This window comes from Ningiella algicola (assembly GCF_028401415.2).
Lineage (GTDB): Bacteria > Pseudomonadota > Gammaproteobacteria > Enterobacterales > Alteromonadaceae > Glaciecola.
Genome location: NZ_CP171821.2, coordinates 1,357,038 through 1,375,254 on the forward strand (window position 1 = coordinate 1,357,038; position 18,217 = coordinate 1,375,254).

At 44.3% G+C, this 18,217-nt stretch carries 14 protein-coding genes; all 14 read right to left on the reverse strand.

All coding sequences use genetic code 11. From position 1 onward, the window contains the following. Positions 1-11: 11 nt before the first annotated feature. The 14 genes from PN836_RS06080 to flgH all read right to left on the reverse strand — a co-directional run bounded on the left by PN836_RS06080 (position 12) and on the right by flgH (position 18,217). Positions 12-3,644: a 6-hydroxymethylpterin diphosphokinase MptE-like protein gene (locus PN836_RS06080; RefSeq protein ID WP_395344359.1), complete on the reverse strand. Its 3,633-nt coding sequence runs from the start codon at positions 3,642-3,644 to the stop codon at positions 12-14. A 2-nt stretch (positions 3,645-3,646) separates the two neighbouring features. Continuing rightward, complete coding sequence (locus PN836_RS06085; RefSeq protein ID WP_395344360.1) at positions 3,647-3,997, reverse strand: hypothetical protein; 351 nt, start codon at positions 3,995-3,997, stop codon at positions 3,647-3,649. Between the two features lie 14 nt (positions 3,998-4,011). Beyond that, positions 4,012-4,425 carry a flagellar export chaperone FliS gene (gene fliS, locus PN836_RS06090; protein ID WP_395344361.1) on the reverse strand — a complete coding sequence of 138 codons (414 nt, stop codon included), beginning with the start codon at positions 4,423-4,425 and terminating at the stop codon, positions 4,012-4,014. After that, positions 4,426-5,880, reverse strand: a complete 1,455-nt coding sequence (fliD, locus tag PN836_RS06095; RefSeq protein WP_395344362.1) for a flagellar filament capping protein FliD — start codon at positions 5,878-5,880, stop codon at positions 4,426-4,428. A 39-nt stretch (positions 5,881-5,919) separates the two neighbouring features. Continuing rightward, positions 5,920-6,426, reverse strand: a complete 507-nt coding sequence (locus tag PN836_RS06100; RefSeq protein ID WP_395344363.1) for a flagellar protein FlaG — start codon at positions 6,424-6,426, stop codon at positions 5,920-5,922. Between the two features lie 129 nt (positions 6,427-6,555). After that, positions 6,556-7,380: a flagellin gene (locus tag PN836_RS06105; protein WP_395344364.1), complete on the reverse strand. Its 825-nt coding sequence runs from the start codon at positions 7,378-7,380 to the stop codon at positions 6,556-6,558. 868 nt (positions 7,381-8,248) lie between these two features. Next, positions 8,249-9,085 carry a flagellin gene (locus PN836_RS06110; RefSeq protein ID WP_395344365.1) on the reverse strand — a complete coding sequence of 279 codons (837 nt, stop codon included), beginning with the start codon at positions 9,083-9,085 and terminating at the stop codon, positions 8,249-8,251. 633 nt (positions 9,086-9,718) lie between these two features. Continuing rightward, entirely contained in the window at positions 9,719-10,540 is an 822-nt protein-coding gene (locus PN836_RS06115; RefSeq protein ID WP_395344366.1) for a flagellin, read from the reverse strand. Positions 10,541-10,763: 223 nt separating this feature from the next. Next, positions 10,764-11,585, reverse strand: coding sequence for a flagellin (locus tag PN836_RS06120; RefSeq protein ID WP_395344366.1), 822 nt, complete (start codon positions 11,583-11,585; stop codon positions 10,764-10,766). Positions 11,586-11,926: 341 nt separating this feature from the next. Continuing rightward, positions 11,927-13,150 (reverse strand): flagellar hook-associated protein FlgL, encoded by a 1,224-nt coding sequence (gene flgL / locus PN836_RS06125; RefSeq protein WP_395344367.1) that lies wholly within the window; start codon positions 13,148-13,150, stop codon positions 11,927-11,929. Positions 13,151-13,209: 59 nt separating this feature from the next. Next, on the reverse strand, positions 13,210-15,363 hold the full coding sequence (gene flgK, locus PN836_RS06130; protein ID WP_395344368.1) for a flagellar hook-associated protein FlgK: 2,154 nt from the start codon (positions 15,361-15,363) through the stop codon (positions 13,210-13,212). A gap of 43 nt (positions 15,364-15,406) precedes the next feature. Then, positions 15,407-16,381 carry a flagellar assembly peptidoglycan hydrolase FlgJ gene (gene flgJ / locus PN836_RS06135; protein ID WP_395344369.1) on the reverse strand — a complete coding sequence of 325 codons (975 nt, stop codon included), beginning with the start codon at positions 16,379-16,381 and terminating at the stop codon, positions 15,407-15,409. A 31-nt stretch (positions 16,382-16,412) separates the two neighbouring features. After that, entirely contained in the window at positions 16,413-17,525 is a 1,113-nt protein-coding gene (locus PN836_RS06140; protein WP_395345495.1) for a flagellar basal body P-ring protein FlgI, read from the reverse strand. A 5-nt stretch (positions 17,526-17,530) separates the two neighbouring features. Next, positions 17,531-18,217 (reverse strand): flagellar basal body L-ring protein FlgH, encoded by a 687-nt coding sequence (flgH, locus tag PN836_RS06145; RefSeq protein ID WP_395344370.1) that lies wholly within the window; start codon positions 18,215-18,217, stop codon positions 17,531-17,533.

Sequence of the window (18,217 nt, forward strand, 5' to 3'; positions counted from 1 at the left end):
ACTGACTGAGCTTAAGCTGAGTGATGCATCACTTGATTCATAATCGCAGTTGCATCTGCTTGCTTATACCATTCTCCAAGCAGTTCGTATGGCTGTAACGCTCTGTTGATAAACAGGCCTCGGTTTTTGAAACCGTCTAACATAGAAGGAACAGGCTTAAGATCTTTGGTAAAAGCGATATACTTTTTAAATGAATAAGCAGGTTGCTTCGACAAAATATCTGTAAAACTGTCCGCCAAATAATCAACGGCATCGCTGTCATATTCATCTGTTTGCTTAGCATAAGCACGATTCAAGCCAAAATCGAAAAATTTGGCTCGATGGAGTATGTATGAAAATGTCGGTACGTCATTTAAGCGTGCAGCAATAAAGGCGATTGCCTCTTTTCTAGCGATTAATGGCGCGCTTCCCTGCTCTATTTTGCTGATTATCGCATCATTAGTGTCGACGAAAATCGGCAAGTAGGCCAAACTTAGATGTGATGGCATACTACCAGTATCGTCATCGGTAAAATGCCTTTCAAGCTGCTTAAACAGGCTTGCGCTTGTGGCTACTATCAAGGTATTTAATGGCGTTATTCTGTCCAGAGAAAGCATCAGTGGCTTAATATCACTTTCGCGGCTAACGATGCGAATTGAATCTTCGCTGATGCGTTCATTTGCATTGCACAACACAAACTGCTCAGGGAAGTCTTCGCTTAAATACGCCTGTATATCGTCGTTAAATACTTGAAAGGTAATCTTGCGATCTGCTAACAAATTGGCTTCCCGTTTTTCACAAAACGAAGCAGCATTATCGAACAGGTCGCCCGGCAAATTCACCATCGACTTCGTGTCTTCGGCCAATCGGTTCCAATAAGCAAGTATCAATGCAGCGTGTTTTAGCACTTGTTCGTCACTTTGCGCCATTAAAGTCTTATTTAAGGTGGCGCATAAGTTGTTCAAAGAACCAAACATATAAAAGCCGAAGAGTGATTTACCCTTTTGCATGTTCTTTGTTAGAAACGCTCGACACTTTTCAATGATGTCTCTCACATCTTCTTTATCGTTGAGTGTTTTTGAAGTGATGCGGCTGAGCTTTTCAAATTGCTTATTCATGCGCCCTCGGCTGAAGGCCTTCTCATAGCTTGCGTTTACATCAATATCTAATACGGCAAACGCTTCTCGTATATCATACATACACTGCTTTTTGTCGATTGCATCGTTCAATATCAGCACTTGTTCATCATTTAGCGGACTGGTGCCTTCAATGTAGACGCCGTCTGACAAATTGTAACAATCGACATTGACCGTACTCAGTGATTGCTCCATCGTCAGGCGAGAAATATTAAACTCCGCTTTGGTGTATACGGTCTCTCTAAAGTTGCCTTTAACCGGCAAGCTTTTCGCTAAGTTTTCTTCGTAGTCGTAAATCTGCTGACCATTTTCAAAATAGCCTGACTGACTGCTATGGTGTTTTTTGTAATCGACAAAACCCAGATCCACTCCCAATAAATAAAGATTATTGAAGCCCAGCTCCAAAAAGAAATTCACAGCAAGATTGGTAACCGTAGGAAATGCGCGCTTTAAGGTAGCGAATTTATCGCGACCAAAAATCGACAGCGCAGACGCGGTGGATGATTCGCCCGATTTAAATGCAAACAGCGTGTCTTTATAAATTCCGCAAGTGTCTGGGTGAATACCATTGACGCTTACCAGCGTAATTTGCTTTAGATACTCAGCGTCATTAATGCGTGAGGCCCAATCAAAGGTTGCTCTGCATTGTTCTACTTCTGCATGAAAGTCTGGCGTAATGCCATAGTTGTAAAGCGCCTGGAGCGCCGTTCCGCAGCTGACCACCAATATTTGTTCACGATACTCTTTTACCAACGCTATATTGTTGTCCAGTGATGGACCATTGCCCACGATGAAAAGCGGCAGTTCCCGGGTGGCTTGCGGAATTCTCTGGGGAGCGTGCGACAGCATGGCAGGGATTTTTTGCGCTAAGGCATGCTTTGTATGATTGATTCCATACAACACGTGATCAATGTTTTCGCATAGCGTAAAGGTAATTCTTAGCTGGTCGCGCACATCTTGAACCACTCTCGACAATGGCGCATTGTAATAAGACTGAAAGAAATAGCTTTCTGCCAGTAAATGCGGCCCAATCTGCATAAATTGATTGTTGATATCAGAAAATAGCTGCGAGCCGGCTTCACCCACATTAAGATATATTCGACCTTTTTGTTTATCTACGCGCTTAATGATTTTTGCCCAATCAACGGCGTACATAGAAGCAAAGAAAAAGTCAGGATTAGGCTCGCAAATGAAGGCGTTAGTAATCTGATGTTTTTCATAAAGCGCCTCTAGGGCATATCCAGTTTCCACTCCAAACAAAATAAGCGAGCTCACCTTTTGGGGTAATTTACCCTTTTCGTATTGCTGCGCTCCAAGTAATGTTGCCGTTCGGCGAATAAATATATTGTGCAGATAGTGTTTTTGTTTGTCGGAGTCGTAGCCAAACACAATGCTATCTTGGTTTGGATAGCGTTTGAAATGACGAGCCAACGTTCGCCCGGCGCGCTTCGCTTCTTCAATTGAGATAAAGGTGCAAGTGTGTTGATTGAATAAATTAATCTGCCCCGACTCTACATGGACGACTGGATGCCAAATTTTGCTTTGATACTCTGAGAATTGCTTGGCTAAATCTGGGAAATACTTATGGAAGGCCTTAAGGTTCTTTTTGTAAGTTTGTTTGCAATTAGTAAGTGTGCTTGAATTGTCTGAAGATGCACTTTGTACACAAGACCACTTGGAGGGCTTAAGTGAACTTGTCCAGTGCCCTACCCACTCGTTGAAGGCAACATTTTCATCAGGCACGCATTCATAGTTGAGTACATTTGTATTCCCCAAGCGCAGGGCAAGCATGATCGCATCAAAGCTTGGCTCATTATAATGCTTATAAAATAGGATTTTATTTAAGCTGAACGCCGCGCTCAGCTCACGTAAGTCTTGATAAAGATATCTAGCATTTTTATCGAACTGTATAAAAAGGCGGGCTTGATTTTGCTGTGCATAATGCAGTATTTCTCGCCAATCACAGCAGTACAATGAACAGAAAAACAAATCCCAACTTGGCTCGTAAAGGACAATGTATTGAGCGCTGGTTTGTTTAATTAGCGGCAACAGATGTCGACCTTTGCCTATGCCAAACACAACTAAACTATCAATGGGCAGAGAATGCTGTATTAGTGTGTCTGATGATTCAGCATATGATTTAAATCTGTCGAACCCGTCAATAGCATCCATTTTGACGTCGATGCCATTTATTTCGGTGTTCTGAGTACCCGTTTTGGGCCAATTGACCAGTGCGCTATGCAAGCCAAGGTTTTCGACCTGTTTATCAATTTCGGTATCTACGTCAAAGTGATAGAAGGTGATCCCCGTCTTCACATCGACAATGTTAATGTCGCCGTTTTGATCCACCATAATACTGCAGTCAAGCGATTGCGACTTCGCTATTTCTGCGGCGATGTTGGGGATGAATTGCTTGAATGCCTTTACGTTAGCATCAAATGTCTGTTGCACCTTCTGTGCAATTTTAGCTTCGCTTTGTGACTGCTTTTTTTCGTTTTTTGCTAAGTGAAGTCTAATGTCATTATGCATGGTCACACTTTTTGATATTGTTTAATCGCTTTAGAAGATTTAGTAATTCCCGTGAGCGTCGCTTTTGCTTCATCTCGAATACTCGAAACAAGTGCAAGCAAGGCGTCATTTACAGTAAGCTCCGCCTTTGCGAAATGCTTAACTTCGGGTTCTGCTAGCTCTTTAAGCAATAAGTTGACCAGTTTTTCGCGTTGGTCAATCAATATCTTTAAGTGTGAGTCGTTTATCGGGTCAGCGTTTAGATCGCCGCCTGCATTTGCCAGGCAGCACTCAATCTCTTCATTTATGGAAGATAAGGCTTTAGGGGTATGGTGGTGCGTCAGCTTAATCAAGCTTAATACACTGATTTTCAATGAAAAAGCTGCACTTACGCGCTAGCTTGCGCATACGCTTCTCGTTTTGCGGTTTCTGGGATTTGCGCCCATGCATCTTTAATTGGCAAAAACAATTGCAACACTTCGTTGATAATGTCTACGCCATTTTCCGCTGAAATGCCCGCTAACTGCGATAGAAAATAATCGTAGAGTGAATATAAATTCTCGGCAAACTCACCGCCAATATTTAAATCAAGCGTATCACGCAAGTTAATAAAGATTGCGGTAGCTTTTGATAAGTGTTCGGCTCGACCTTTTAAGTCGTTTCGCTCAATACAACCTTTCGCATATGCAAGCTTGTCCAATGCACCTTGCATTAGCATTAGCGTAAGTTTGTGAGGATCAGCATTGGCGATATCTTGTTTTAGTGTGCCCTTTTGGTACGCGTTAATTGCTTTACGTGTCATCTAAATATTTCCTAATGCTGCAAACAAAGCATTGCCGGTCGATTGCAAACTAGCTACGGTGGAATCAAGGCTTAAGTATCTGGCTCTAAGCGTTGCTTCATAGCCCTCCATACGCAGCTCAAATTGTTCTCGTTCGGTTTCTAAGTTGCCCTGTTGATCCTTGATTACGTCTTCACGCGATTTGAGTAGGCCTGAGCTCTGTGTATATTCTTCGGTAAAGGCGAGTAAGGCAGTAGCGATACCGTTCTCTCCCGAAAACAGTTCCGATACTTCGTCAAAGTTATCGGCAAGTGCATCATTCAATCGTGATGAGCCTGAGCCTAGACCAAAGTCGCTCGCGCCTATTTCTAATCGACCCTCGGCCGTTAGCTCAACACCAATGGTAAATAGGCTACCCAGAACAGAGTCAGATATGCTACTACCTAAAATGTTTGATAGTCCTGCTTGAATACCTCGCACCATAGAATCACCAGCAAGCGCACCGTCTTCGTCTTCCTCGGTCGCGCCATATCGCGTCAATTCATCGAATTCGTCCATCAATTCGTTATATTTTTCGATGAAGGTATCAATGTTTTCTTTAACGCCTTCAGTATCAAACCCAATTGTTAGGGTGGATGCGATAGCGTTTCCATCAGCGTCTCTGTCAGATAACTCTCTAGCATCAAAACGCACATTTTGAATGGTGTTTTCAAAGCGGTTAGTTTCGCTTTGCACTTGGATGCCGTCTATGTTTGCAATGGCATTTTGAGCATTAAGCACCGGAGTAAGGAAGGTGGCAGACTCTGATGAATCAGTCGTACTTACGCGATTTAGCTCAGCGACATTATCGTCATTGATAATTTGTAGGTCGTTGCCATCACCAGTCACGTCTGATGTAAATACGAGTTTTGCTCCACCGTCTGCGGTGCCGGTGTTAATAATATTAGCGCTCACGCCAAAATTGTTTTCGTCGTCATTGATTTGGGCGCGCAGTTCTTCAAGCGTAGTACCGGCAGCCACTGTCAGCGTAAACTCCTCGCCATCATCGCCAATTCTAAAGGTTAAATTTGCACTGCCTGCCGTTAAAACTGCATCGTCAGCTGAAGCAAACCCACCGTCAATAGCATCGGCAGTTTCTACGCGAGAACCGCGAGCCATTTGCTCTATTGCGATTTTATACTCACCCGTAACAGCAGAATTGCCGGGGCTTGCCGTAAATGGCTCATTACTTTGTGAAGGGTTGTCTATTTGTGGATCTCTACCGCTTAAATTATCTGCGTCTTGAAGCGCCTTAACAGCATCTTCAAACTCAGATAGTTTGGATTTCACTTTACCAACAGCAGAAATTTCTTCTTCAAGAATATCTTCACGAGCATCCAATCTATTTTCTTTAGGCGTACGTTCTGCCGAAATGAGCTGGCGGACAAGACTCTCTAAGTCTAAACCGGAGCCTACTCCCAATGATTGAATACTCATGATTTACCTCATAAATTAAACGCCTAGCTATTCACCTTACTAGGCTTGTCTGTCTATTAGCACTCCTACGGATTTACCAACATCAGACGACAATTCTTGCATACGTTGGGCAAAGCTCAGCACTTCCTCGGAAGGTATTTGCCGGATCACATCACCGTTTGCCGCATCTTTAATCGTAACAACTTGACGTTCAGTCGCTTCATCTACACTGAAAGAGATTGCTGTCCCTCTAGCTTGTAGAAACTCACCCGCGCTTTGTATGGTGCTCGATAAGTCGAAATTTTCCTCTCTCGTAGATGTATCGGCAGAAGAGTCGGAATTCTTAAGCTTTTTTTCATCGCTTTGACGCTGTTGTTCTGGCAACTGCGTCAAGCTTTTGTCAAGGTTTCGTACCTGTTGAGCAACGACTGGGTTATCGCTTTTGGTGAATTGACTTGCACCCGTTTGCATACCCACCACGTTATTACTCTGAAAGGTCTTTTCGTTAATTACACTTGCTTGTTCCCTAGCAATATTTTGACCAATTTGCGAACTTACATTATCCATAATCGTCTCCTACGTATTTACTTACCAATCTTGCTTGCTTTGTAAACTGCGATACACTCCCAAAAAGGGAGGAGCGGTTGCACCTAGAGTAGCTGGTGAACCGCCCGTTCAACGCAACTTAGAAAGCATTTAGCCTAGCAGCGCAAGCGCTGACTGAGGCCGCTGTGAGGCTTGCGATAATATGGATAGCGAAGCCTGCTGTAATATTTGGTTTTTGGTTAAATCTGCGGTTTCTTTTGCAAAGTCAGCGTCTTTAATCTGACTGCGAGCGGCTGATATATTTTCGGACACATTTGAAATGTTGCGAATGGTTGATTCGAAACGATTACTTAATGCACCTAAGTCTGCTCGTTGTCCACCCAAGGCACTTATAGCGCCGTCAATTGTCGATAGCGCTGTGGAGGCACCGGCGACGGTTGAAATTGAAATACCGCCAACACCCAATCCTGAGGCACCAAAACCACCTGCTCTGGATAAATTCACTGAGATGTTTTGACCGGCCTGACTACCCACTAAGAATACCGCTGAAAACGCACCTGCTAGAATATCATTACCGTTGAACTGAGTATCAGACCCAATTCGCGATAGCTCTAATATAATTGCAGACACTTCCTTGTTTAAGGCTTCGCGATCTGCATCTGAGTTAATACCATTTTGTGCTTGAATTGCCAGCTGTCGCATTCGCTGTAAGCCATTGGTTGTTTCTGCCAACGCGCCCTCAGCTGTTTGTGCAAGTGAAATACCGTCGCTTGCGTTACGAACCGCTTGATTCAAACCTTGAATCTGTGAGGTCATACGATCACTGATTTGAAGGCCTGCAGCATCGTCCGAAGCACGATTAATGCGTTGACCAGAAGAAAGCCTTTCAAAAGACTTGTTGAGTGCATTCGAAGAATCGAATAATTGACGCTGCGCATTAAGTGCAGACACATTTGTATTAACAAATACTGACATACTACCTCCATAAACCAGCGTTGCGTGAACGTTTTACATGGCGTTCGCTGGCTACTTTTCTTTTTAATTTTGATACTGGGTCACTACGCCAGTACCAAAAACCTCATATCGACAATACAAACTTAAATATTTTGGATGTATTGCCGCTCAACTAAGGGTATCGGCCTGAACATCACAATCTTTAGAAAAATTCTTAAAAAAATTTGAAAAATATTTTAGTGATTGTTTTTGTTATATTTTTTATTAAATAAGGTTTTCTTTTTTATTGTGAACACAGAGATGTGTTTAACAGTGGGTATAAAGAATTCGCGAAACAATCATGCTCACCACCTACAAAACCTAGCATGGCTACGCACTAGGCGAATACAATGCTGCTAAGACGCAGGAAGCTAAGCTCAATGCCCTAAGGCTTGATAAGTTTTTCTCCAATCTTATAAAGCATTCTTAGACCAAAATTCCGATTCTGGCACATAATGTGCTTAGTATTTTTCACAAATGTTGAAGCGATGTTTGTATCTTTATGTAGGCGCCATGAAAGGCAATATATAAATAGGACTCTAGCGGGTTGTGCGATTGAGCGACAAAGACTTGACGACAATTTGACGCATAGCCTTATTAAAGATAAACATCACCAAAAGAAAAAAGGCCGAGCCATGGGGCGGCTCGGCCAACTTGCTCACGTTAGGAGTTGGAGCAAACTTTTCCGTCGACTGGCAGGATGGTAGAACGTAAGTACTGGCCTCTCAACCTATCCTACACTCTCAGTCTTGTTAGTCGACTTTTTACCTCTTACATACATTGTTCATTCGAACATTTTCTTTTTTAACATCCCTTGTTATCGTCAATCCTTGTTTATTCTCTTGCTCGCTTAACCTTGAAGAAGCGATAATGCCGCTTGCGGACGCTGATTCGCCTGCGACAAAATTGTAGTGCTCGCCTGCTGAATAATCTGCAGTTTTGTTAAGTTAGCGGTTTCAGCGGCAAAATCGGTGTCTTGAATACGACTTCTAGCCGCAGAGACATTTTCTGAGATGTTGCCAAGGTTTCTAATCGTCGACTGAAAACGGTTTTGTATTGCACCTAAGTCAGCACGCTTTGAATTGACGACTTGAATCGCATCATCAATTGCGGCAAGCGCTGTAGATGCCGCACCTGGCGTAGCGACTGAAAGCGCAGCTGCGCTTGCACCGAATAATCCTGATGTACCAAAGCCGTCAGCACGCGATACGTTTACACTGATGGTCTGACCCGCATTAGCACCAACCAAGAACCTTGACGAAAATCCGCCTTGAAGCACATTTACGCCCCCAAACTGAGTGGTTTGCGCGATTCTGCTAATTTCTGATTTTAATGCCGACACTTCTTTTTGAAGCGCCGCCCTATCTTCCACACTATTGATTCCGTTTTGGGATTGTATGGCTAGTGTTCTAATTCGTTGCAAGGAACTCGTAATTTCTGTCATCGCACCTTCAATAGTTTGTGATAACGAAATTCCGTCGTTTGCATTTCTAACGGCTTGATCTAAGCCTTGAATTTGCGAGGTCATGCGGTCAGAAATCTGTAGACCCGCTGCGTCGTCTTTTGCACTGTTAATCCGCATACCGGATGAAAGGCGTTCAAAAGCCGTACTTAAATTGGTGTTGGTTTCATTAAGAAAACGACGGGCGCTTAGTGATGAAACATTAGTATTGACAAATAAAGACATAACAATCTCCTAACGATTTAAATAATAGAGCCTTTTTATTATATTTATTAAGGCGTTTTAAGTTATTGGCACATATAGTGCTTGTTAAAATGTGAATCATGGACTGATTCGTTCCATTAGCTGTTCACTACAGTTACTGGTGCATATATGCTGTAACAGAGCGAAAGCTCTTTGCTGACTGACAGGTAAGATGTTCCAGACCTCATACCTCTCACTACCTCCTGGCGTCAAACCTGTCAGTTGGCAGTTCAGCGTATATTCTTCAACTTCCTTTGAAATCTTGCTTGTTTCAGCAATCGCATCCTTCACAACACACAATTTAGTCGTTTGGTTTTTCTTATTATTAGCATATGAGCGTTGTTGCAAGGTCTAATTAATCGTTATTATTATTGTGTATTTGCCTTGCTCAAATAAGGTATCGGACAGGCAGGGGAAAACCTTTAGAATATTTTCTAAATAGATGGCAAGCACTGGTTAAGCGCATGTTTTTGATAGGAAATATTTGGCCAGGCAAGACCTGGCCAAATGCCTTATTTAGAGAGTTGGCAGACTCTTTTGCTGTTTGGCTGGTGAAAACAAGCTACTACCTCCTGGCTTCATTCCCCAAACAGAGGGTTTCTAGCTTCTAGGTGATTATCCTAGAAGCTGAAGCGCTGACTGCGGACGCTGATTTGCCTGAGACAAAATCGTTGTGCTCGCCTGCTGTAGAATCTGCTGCTGAGTTAAATTAGCTGTTTCTTGTGCAAAGTCAGTATCACGGATTTGTGAGCGGGCATTTGACATGTTCTCTGCAACGTTCGATAGATTACGAATAGTTGACTGGAAACGGTTAGTCAGTGCACCTAAGTCTGCGCGTGTACCACCGATGGCCGAAATAGCACCATCAATCGCTGAAAGTGCAACAGAAGCACCTGCAACCGTTGAAATACTTAAGGCACCAATTAGACTAGAGGCACCAAAGCCTCCTGCGCGTGATAAGTTAACCGAAATATTTTGATTGGCGTTTGCACCTACCAAAAACGCTGCTGAAAAACCACCTGATAGCAAATCAACACCATTAAATTGGGTGTCTGATGCAATGCGTGAAATTTCAAATTTAAGCGCCGATACTTCCTTTTGAAGTGCAATGCGGTCTTCATCTGAATTAATACCGTTTTGCGATTGGACGGCTAGCTGACGAATACGCTGAAGTGCGTTTGTTGTTTCAGACAACGCGCCTTCTGCAGTTTGCGATAGTGAAATCGCATCATTTGCATTACGCACAGCTTGATTCAAACCATTGATTTGAGTGGTCATGCGATCTGTAATTTGAAGACCAGCTGCATCGTCTGCTGCTCGGTTAATTCGCATACCAGATGATAAACGTTCAAATGACGTATTTAGTGAATTAGATGTATTAAATAACTGACGTTGGGCGTTTAAGCTTGAAACGTTAGTATTGACGAACATAGACATGGGTGTCTCCTACTACTCTCAGTCCAGCGCTTGCTGGCAGCCGGACCAATTCCGGTATTCTGTTACAAATGGCAGAACATTACTTTTCATCAATAGAAAAGTTCATGTACTGGCTCTCTCAAATACTGTATCGACCGTGTAAAAAAACTCTTTAAAGAAATTTGCCACTAAAACTAAAAAAGCGGCAAATAACTGCCGCTTTTTTGATTATAACTTGAAGCGATTAACCGAGAAGCTGAAGCGCTGACTGCGGACGCTGATTTGCCTGAGACAAAATCGTTGTGCTCGCCTGCTGTAGAATCTGCTGCTGAGTTAAATTAGCTGTTTCTTGTGCAAAGTCAGTATCACGGATTTGTGAGCGGGCATTTGACATGTTCTCTGCAACGTTCGATAGATTACGAATAGTTGACTGGAAACGGTTAGTCAGTGCACCTAAGTCTGCGCGTGTACCACCGATGGCCGAAATAGCACCATCAATCGCTGAAAGTGCAACAGAAGCACCTGCAACCGTTGAAATACTTAAGGCACCAATTAGACTAGAGGCACCAAAGCCTCCTGCGCGTGATAAGTTAACCGAAATATTTTGATTGGCGTTTGCACCTACCAAAAACGCTGCTGAAAAACCACCTGATAGCAAATCAACACCATTAAATTGGGTGTCTGATGCAATGCGTGAAATTTCAAATTTAAGCGCCGATACTTCCTTTTGAAGTGCAATGCGGTCTTCATCTGAATTAATACCGTTTTGCGATTGGACGGCTAGCTGACGAATACGCTGAAGTGCGTTTGTTGTTTCAGACAACGCGCCTTCTGCAGTTTGCGATAGTGAAATCGCATCATTTGCATTACGCACAGCTTGATTCAAACCATTGATTTGAGTGGTCATGCGATCTGTAATTTGAAGACCAGCTGCATCGTCTGCTGCTCGGTTAATTCGCATACCAGATGATAAACGTTCAAATGACGTATTTAGTGAATTAGATGTATTAAATAACTGACGTTGGGCGTTTAAGCTTGAAACGTTAGTATTGACGAACATAGACATAAGTCTCTCCTACTACTCTCAGTCCAGCGCTTGCTGGCAGCCGGACCAATTCCGGTATTCTGTTACAAATGGCAGAACATTACTTTTCATCAATGAAAAAGTACGTGTACTGGCTCTCTCGAAGTTTGTATCGACGATGTAGAAGATCTCTTTAACCAAATTTGATTAAAAAATGACAAAAGCGGCAAACTTTTGCCGCTTTTAAAAAATGAACTTTGTTTGGAGCACTTTAGGAATGGGCTTTATCTGTGTTTAGAAACCATTATTTAAGGAGGAAAAAAATCTTAAATAGTTTTGTGAGACGCCCAATTAGTGACGTTTTGGGCGCTTCAGCTTTTGACTTAAATGTAATTGAACAAAGATAGATTTGCGATACGAGGAAAACTTGCAAAGGCTGCTTCCAATGCTGTTTCTTGACGCGCAAAATCTGAAGATGCTTGCGCATAATCCACATCTTGGATTGCGGAACGCGTTTGGCTTACCGTTACCTCACTGTCTAGCAAGGCGCTATTTACGGACTGAGCAATGTTCAAACGCGCGCCAATAGAAGAGCTCTCCCGAGACATTTTGCTCAAGCCATTATCAATGCCAACTATTGTATCTTCGATGATAGAGGCAAACTCTCCATCACTCAGTGTCTCATCGTTGAGGGCTTGCGCCATCTTGTGAAGGGTTTCTGCCATATTGTTTTTTTCAGGACGATTCAAGTCCAAGCGCACCGAACCGCCAAGTGTGCCGATAATGTTAAGCTCGATACCATTAAAACGGATGTTTTCGCCCGATGAAAAAGCAATAGTGTCGATATCTGCGCCTGTCGCTACATGGGTCACGGTGATTTCATCTAAGGCCGTGATCCTCAAATCATAAAGATTATTACTTGGATTAAGGGGATCAAAGTTATCTTGATGAAAATCATCAAAACTGCGCTGATCCTCAATTTCTGCTTTATTTAGGGCGACACCGGGCACCGCGACGACTGAAAAGTTAAGTCGAGCGTTAACATCCTCAAACAATGATTTGCCGGAGCTTGTCGTTTGAATGCTAACGCTGTCAGAAATTTGTACTCGATTGGTACCATCGTCTCCCATAAAACGAACCGGGTTGTCATCATTGGCTGGATTAAACTCAAAGGCCTGCTTTTCAGACTGATAACCGGCAAAAATGAAATCTCCGGTGGCATTTTGGGTATTCATTAAGTCGACGACTTGATTACGCAACTGCTCAATCTCAGACGCAATGGCCTTTCGGTCGTCTTGCGAAAAAATCCCGTTGCCTGATTGTATCGTTAACACTCTCGCTCGATTCATCGCATCAGTTATGCTGCGCAGTGATGTTTCCTGCAACTCTAGGTTGCTGGTTGCCATGCTTATGTTGCGTTGATACTGCTCATTTTTGTTTAATTCTTCGGTTAAGCGAACAACTTGCGCAGCACCAACCGGGTCATCCGAAGGTTTCAGTATTCTTTTGCCACTTGCTAACTGACTTTGTAAATCAGACAGTTCACCTTGACTTGTGTTGATAGCACGAAGATTTTGGTCGAATATTAAATTGGTGGTCACTCTCATACTACTTCCCAATAGTCTAGTTTTCTGAGTACGCTAATAAATAAATGGCAATAATTCATCTACCGAGTTACTGCCAATATTGTGTCAAACATTTCTCGTGCAGAAGTAAGAATTTGCGCAGCCGCTGCATATGACTGTTGAAACTGAATTAAATTTGCCGCTTCTTCATCTAAACTCACGCCAGCGGTTGATTCGAACCATTCAGAGGATTGCACTTCCATTACCTTCGCTGCTTCAAGACTCACGCTGGCATTCGCTGTCGCCGAACCAACAAACCCAACTAGTGAAGAATAAGCTTCGTTAAATGTCGTTTTGTTTGTATTACTTGCATTGCCCTGGCGCACTGAATCTTGTTGCTGTAAATTAGCAAACTCAAGGGCGTTGCGGTTATCATTTATACCATCGGTATTAAAACTAACGGTAAAGGTATCGCCCGGTTTGGGCTCTCCTTGAAGAGAAAAATCGTATCCTGGGTAGTCACTTAAGGCGGCAAACTCTGCAGGCCATGGAGGACTTCCTCCACCTTTTGCTTTACTAAGTAAGTCATTTAAGTCCGTCACGCCGCTCACGGTCGTTATGATATTTGCCGGAACACTATTGTCTAAAACCTCGTAACTATCAGGAGCGGTAAATCTTACCGAAACCGGCGCGCCAAAAAGTGGGGACGGGGATGCAGCGAGTGTGTGCAAGCCCCCTGCTCCATCAAATGCGGAGCCACCTGAGCCAACGAAGCCCACGTCAACGTTCGTATTCGTAGAGAGGGTCGCGACCAGAGTTGCGTCACCTAAGTTTTGTCCACCGCTGTCTACGCGAATGGGTTTTGCAAATGCCCAATCTTCCGCTCGCGTGGTTGCCATGCTTAGGTTCGCTGCTGCGAAACGCGTAGGTTGAATTAAAAATTTATCTCCTACACTGTAGGCTGCGCCGCTCGCGAACTCTAGTTGGATACCACCTATCGTTGCGTTGAATACACCGCGCCCTGCCCGCACCGTTTGCACTTGAGTAATCGGGTCGCCGCTTGCATCAAGTTGTGGTCGTCCATCGCTTTTTACTGTGGCAACTTCAATATCAAAGGTAGCGGGACTGCCAGAAGGTGCCGTCAAAATCGTAATATCAAAGTCATTGTTAGTGACTTCATCACCTGCGCCTGAAGATATTCGTCCGGCTACATGCAGCGACAAGTCGCTATTTTGCGGATAGTTTATTGCGCTAAAACTTGGAATGTTGAAGATGTCACCACCAATCTGTTGATCGATGTCCATGCCTCGCCGATTTTGCGTATTCACCGCATCTGCAAGAGCAATAGTCAGCTTGCCCAAATCGCGTTGGGCTGGTTCTAGGACTTGCTCACGATATTGGAACAAACCGCCCAGCCCACCACCTAAATTTTCTTCAAGTACATTGATTGTCGCATCGCCTTTGGTGGGCGACCGAAAATCCGTTCTAAGGGTCAACTGACGATTAGTAAAGTCAGGCTCGCCGCCAACCGCAAAAACGTTGAAACTTCCGTCCGCCATTACCAAAGACTCTCCGGTCTTTAAGTTAACTGTCAGCCCTTGGTCGCCGTTTGGACTGTTACGAATTTCTACTTCGACGATACGCGAAAGCTCCAATATAGCTTGATCGCGCTGATTTAAAAGTTTGGTTGGCGTATCGACAACAGACGACCCCACCGCAACCTGCACAGCTTCGTTTAAGTCACCAATTTGTTGGATGAGTGAATTCGCTCTATCTACCGATTGCTGAATTTGAAGTTCCGCCTCTTCTTCCTTAGCTTTCATAAAATCGCCAAGTTGCGTAATGCGATTCATCATTCCCTGAGCTTGCCCCATTATGGCATCTCGAGCAGGCATAGACGTGGGGTCGTCAGCAGCAGTTTGAATGGCCGAGAAAAAACTCGTCATGGCACCCGCTATGCTATTTGCCTCGCTAGCGAGCACCTGATCTAGACCCTTTACACGGTCATAAAATGCTTGGGATTCACCTACCAATGAGGTATCACGGCGTAATTGATTTTGTGCAAACACGTCAAACACCCGATCGGTAAAACCAAAATCTACCCCGCCATTCAGGCGGCTAGTGAACTCTGTTCGCTCTCGTATATAGCCTTCGCTATTGACGTTTGCGATATTGTTACTTGTGGTGTTTAGTAACCTGTTGCTGGCGTTTATTCCCGTTTTAGAAAGGGTAAACAAATCGGCATTTCTGATCATATCGGTTTTCCACTCACTTGGGATGTTTGATTAAACCCTTGCATCACGGCAATAACTCTCGCATGGTCGGACTATTGTAAACTGACATAATTTTGTCAGCGTAGTTGGGGTCAGTTGCATAACCAGCCCGCTGAAGCTCTCGAAAATAGTCTTTCGGTTCATCGGTTTTTGATAGGGCTTGTTCATATCGCGGGTTAGAGCGCACAAAATCCACATAATCGTGCAGTGACTCAGAAAAATTATTATAGGCTCTAAATACCGCCTGTTGTTTTTGCGGCAAATTATTTTCGAACTCTAATGTGTCTATCGCGGTTTTGTTGCCGTCCCAGCGCTTATCTGCTTTGATTCCGAAAAGGTTGTGTGCATTGTTGCCATCACCCTCGTGGATCATAAATTTGCCCCAACCTGTTTCGACTGCGGCCTGAGCAATAAGCGCTTTAGGTGAAATACCTAAGCGTTCTGCTGCTGCCTGTGCTTGAGGGTATAGAGACTCAACAAACGCTTTAGGGGAATCAAAAGCCGCCTTTTTTGTCGGCATCTGCACTGAAGAACTCGAATCGACATCTGAATTGCTTACTTGGCTCTGCTGAGAAGCCTGTGACTGTATCATTGAGCGTAACATCGCGTTGCGATTGAGAATAGAGAGTTCGGCATCATTTCGTACAGCGCTCGCGGGCATCACGCCATTGTTTACACTCATTTGCTGAACAATCACATCCGCTAGACCAATACTTCCATTGGTCGACAAATCGGTCGCAATTTGCTGATCATGCATATCCCGATAAAACTTTACCTGGTCAGAATTAAATGGGCTGTCTTTATCCGCGAGAGATTCTTGCGCTTTACGCATCGACTTTAGCAGCATTTGCACAAAAATAGCTTCAAACTGTTTCGCGGCCTCTTCTAAAGCAGCATCATCACCAGATTTAGCGGCAGCACGAAGAGAATCCAAACCTTGGAGGTCGTGCACAGAGCGCGACATCTCGAGTTTTGACTTCATGTTTGCTGATAAATCCATATTCACGATCTACACCCTTTCTTTGCTGTCACTAAATAACGATTAGTTCGCCCTGCAAGGCACCGGCCTGCCGCAAAGCTTCTAATATCGCCATCAAGTCACCAGGCGCTGCACCAATTTCATTTACCGCTCGAACTAGCTGGTCAAGCGTTACGCCTGGGTCGAACTTGAACATGCGGCTATCGTCCAGCTCTACATCAATAATAGACTGAGGCACAATCGCTGTTTCACCGCCACCAAATGCATTGGGCTGTGCCACGAGAGGGTCTTCTGAAATAGTGACGGTTAATCCACCGTGGGTAATGGCAGCGGGCATTAAACGCACATCTTGTCCGATTACGATTGTGCCCGTACGGCTATTTACGACAATGCGCGCAGGTGCAGCAGCCGGTTCAAATTCAAAGTTTTCAATAGTCGCTAAAAAACCGACTCGTTGAGCAACATCTCGCGGGGCTTGCACCTTGACTGAAGCTGCATCCATGGGGGATGCAATCGCATATCCCATGCTCGGGTCAGCACCTAATCGATTGTTGATTTCATCTGCCATAGCTTGAGCGGTACTAAAATCGGGACTGTGCAGATTGAGTGTCAAAAAGTCGTTTTGCATCAAACCGCTTGGCACCTCTCTCTCCACTAAGGCACCATTGGCGATGGTACCTACGGTAGGTGTGTTGCTGACAATGCGAGAACCGTCATTACCTTGCACACCGAAACCTGAGACAACAAGTGAGCCTTGAGCCACTGCGTAAACCTCACCGTCTAAACCCTTCAAGAATGTCTGTAGTAAGGTCCCGCCGTGTAAACTTTCTGCTTCACCCATTGACGATACAGTGACATCAATTCGTTGACCTGGCTTTGTAAATGCTGGAAGTTCTGCATGCACAGCGACCGCAGCTACATTTCTGATCATTGGACGCGTATTCGAGTCTAAGCTGATGCCAAAGTTGGTCAACATGGTACGAAAAGACTGCTCTGTAAATGGACTCTGCTCACCTGTACCCGGTAAACCAACGACTAAGCCATAACCCACCAACTGGTTCGCTCTTACGCCTTGTATGCTAGCTAAATCTTTGATGCGCTGGCCGGAAAATGCAGGCGCTGAGCTGACAAGCGCTAAGCACGTGATAAATAAGTAAGTAAGCATTTTCATTAGAGCGGCCACCATGTGGAAGAGAAGAACTGCGTGAGCCAGCCCTTTTCTTGAGCGCGGGCAAAACTGCCGGTGCCGCTATATTGAATGCGAGCGTTGGCGATTTTTGTCGATTCGATTTCGTTTTCAGGTGAAATATCCGCCGGACGCACAACGCCAGTCAAACGAATATATTCGTCACCATTATTCAAGGTGAGCCACTTTTCGCCGCGGATAACTAAATTATTATTTGGCAAAACGTCTAACACGGTTACCGAAATGTTGCCTTGTAAAGAATTACTCTGGCGAGCCTGCGCGTCTCCCGCAAAATCATTGCTCGAATCAACCCCCAGTTGAATCGCCTCATTGCCGATACGAATTGCATTACCACCAAGCCCCAACATCGGTTGCAAGTCTACATTCGACTCGCGCGAAGTTTGCGTGTTTGCACTTTTGGTTGCTGCGGTATTTTCTCTTAGCGTTACGGTAATAATATCACCCACGCGACGCGCTGTGACATCGCTGTACAAGCTATTGGCGAGTGATGCGGTGAACAAACTGCCGTCATGGACAATTTCATCGCGTTTTTGTACGGGGACCGGCGGCGCATAAAATGGGTCGTTTGCGCTTACCGTTTCTTGCACAGTTGATTTGCACGCACTGACGCTGGCCAGTATTAACAATATTGGAATGAGACGAATAATCAT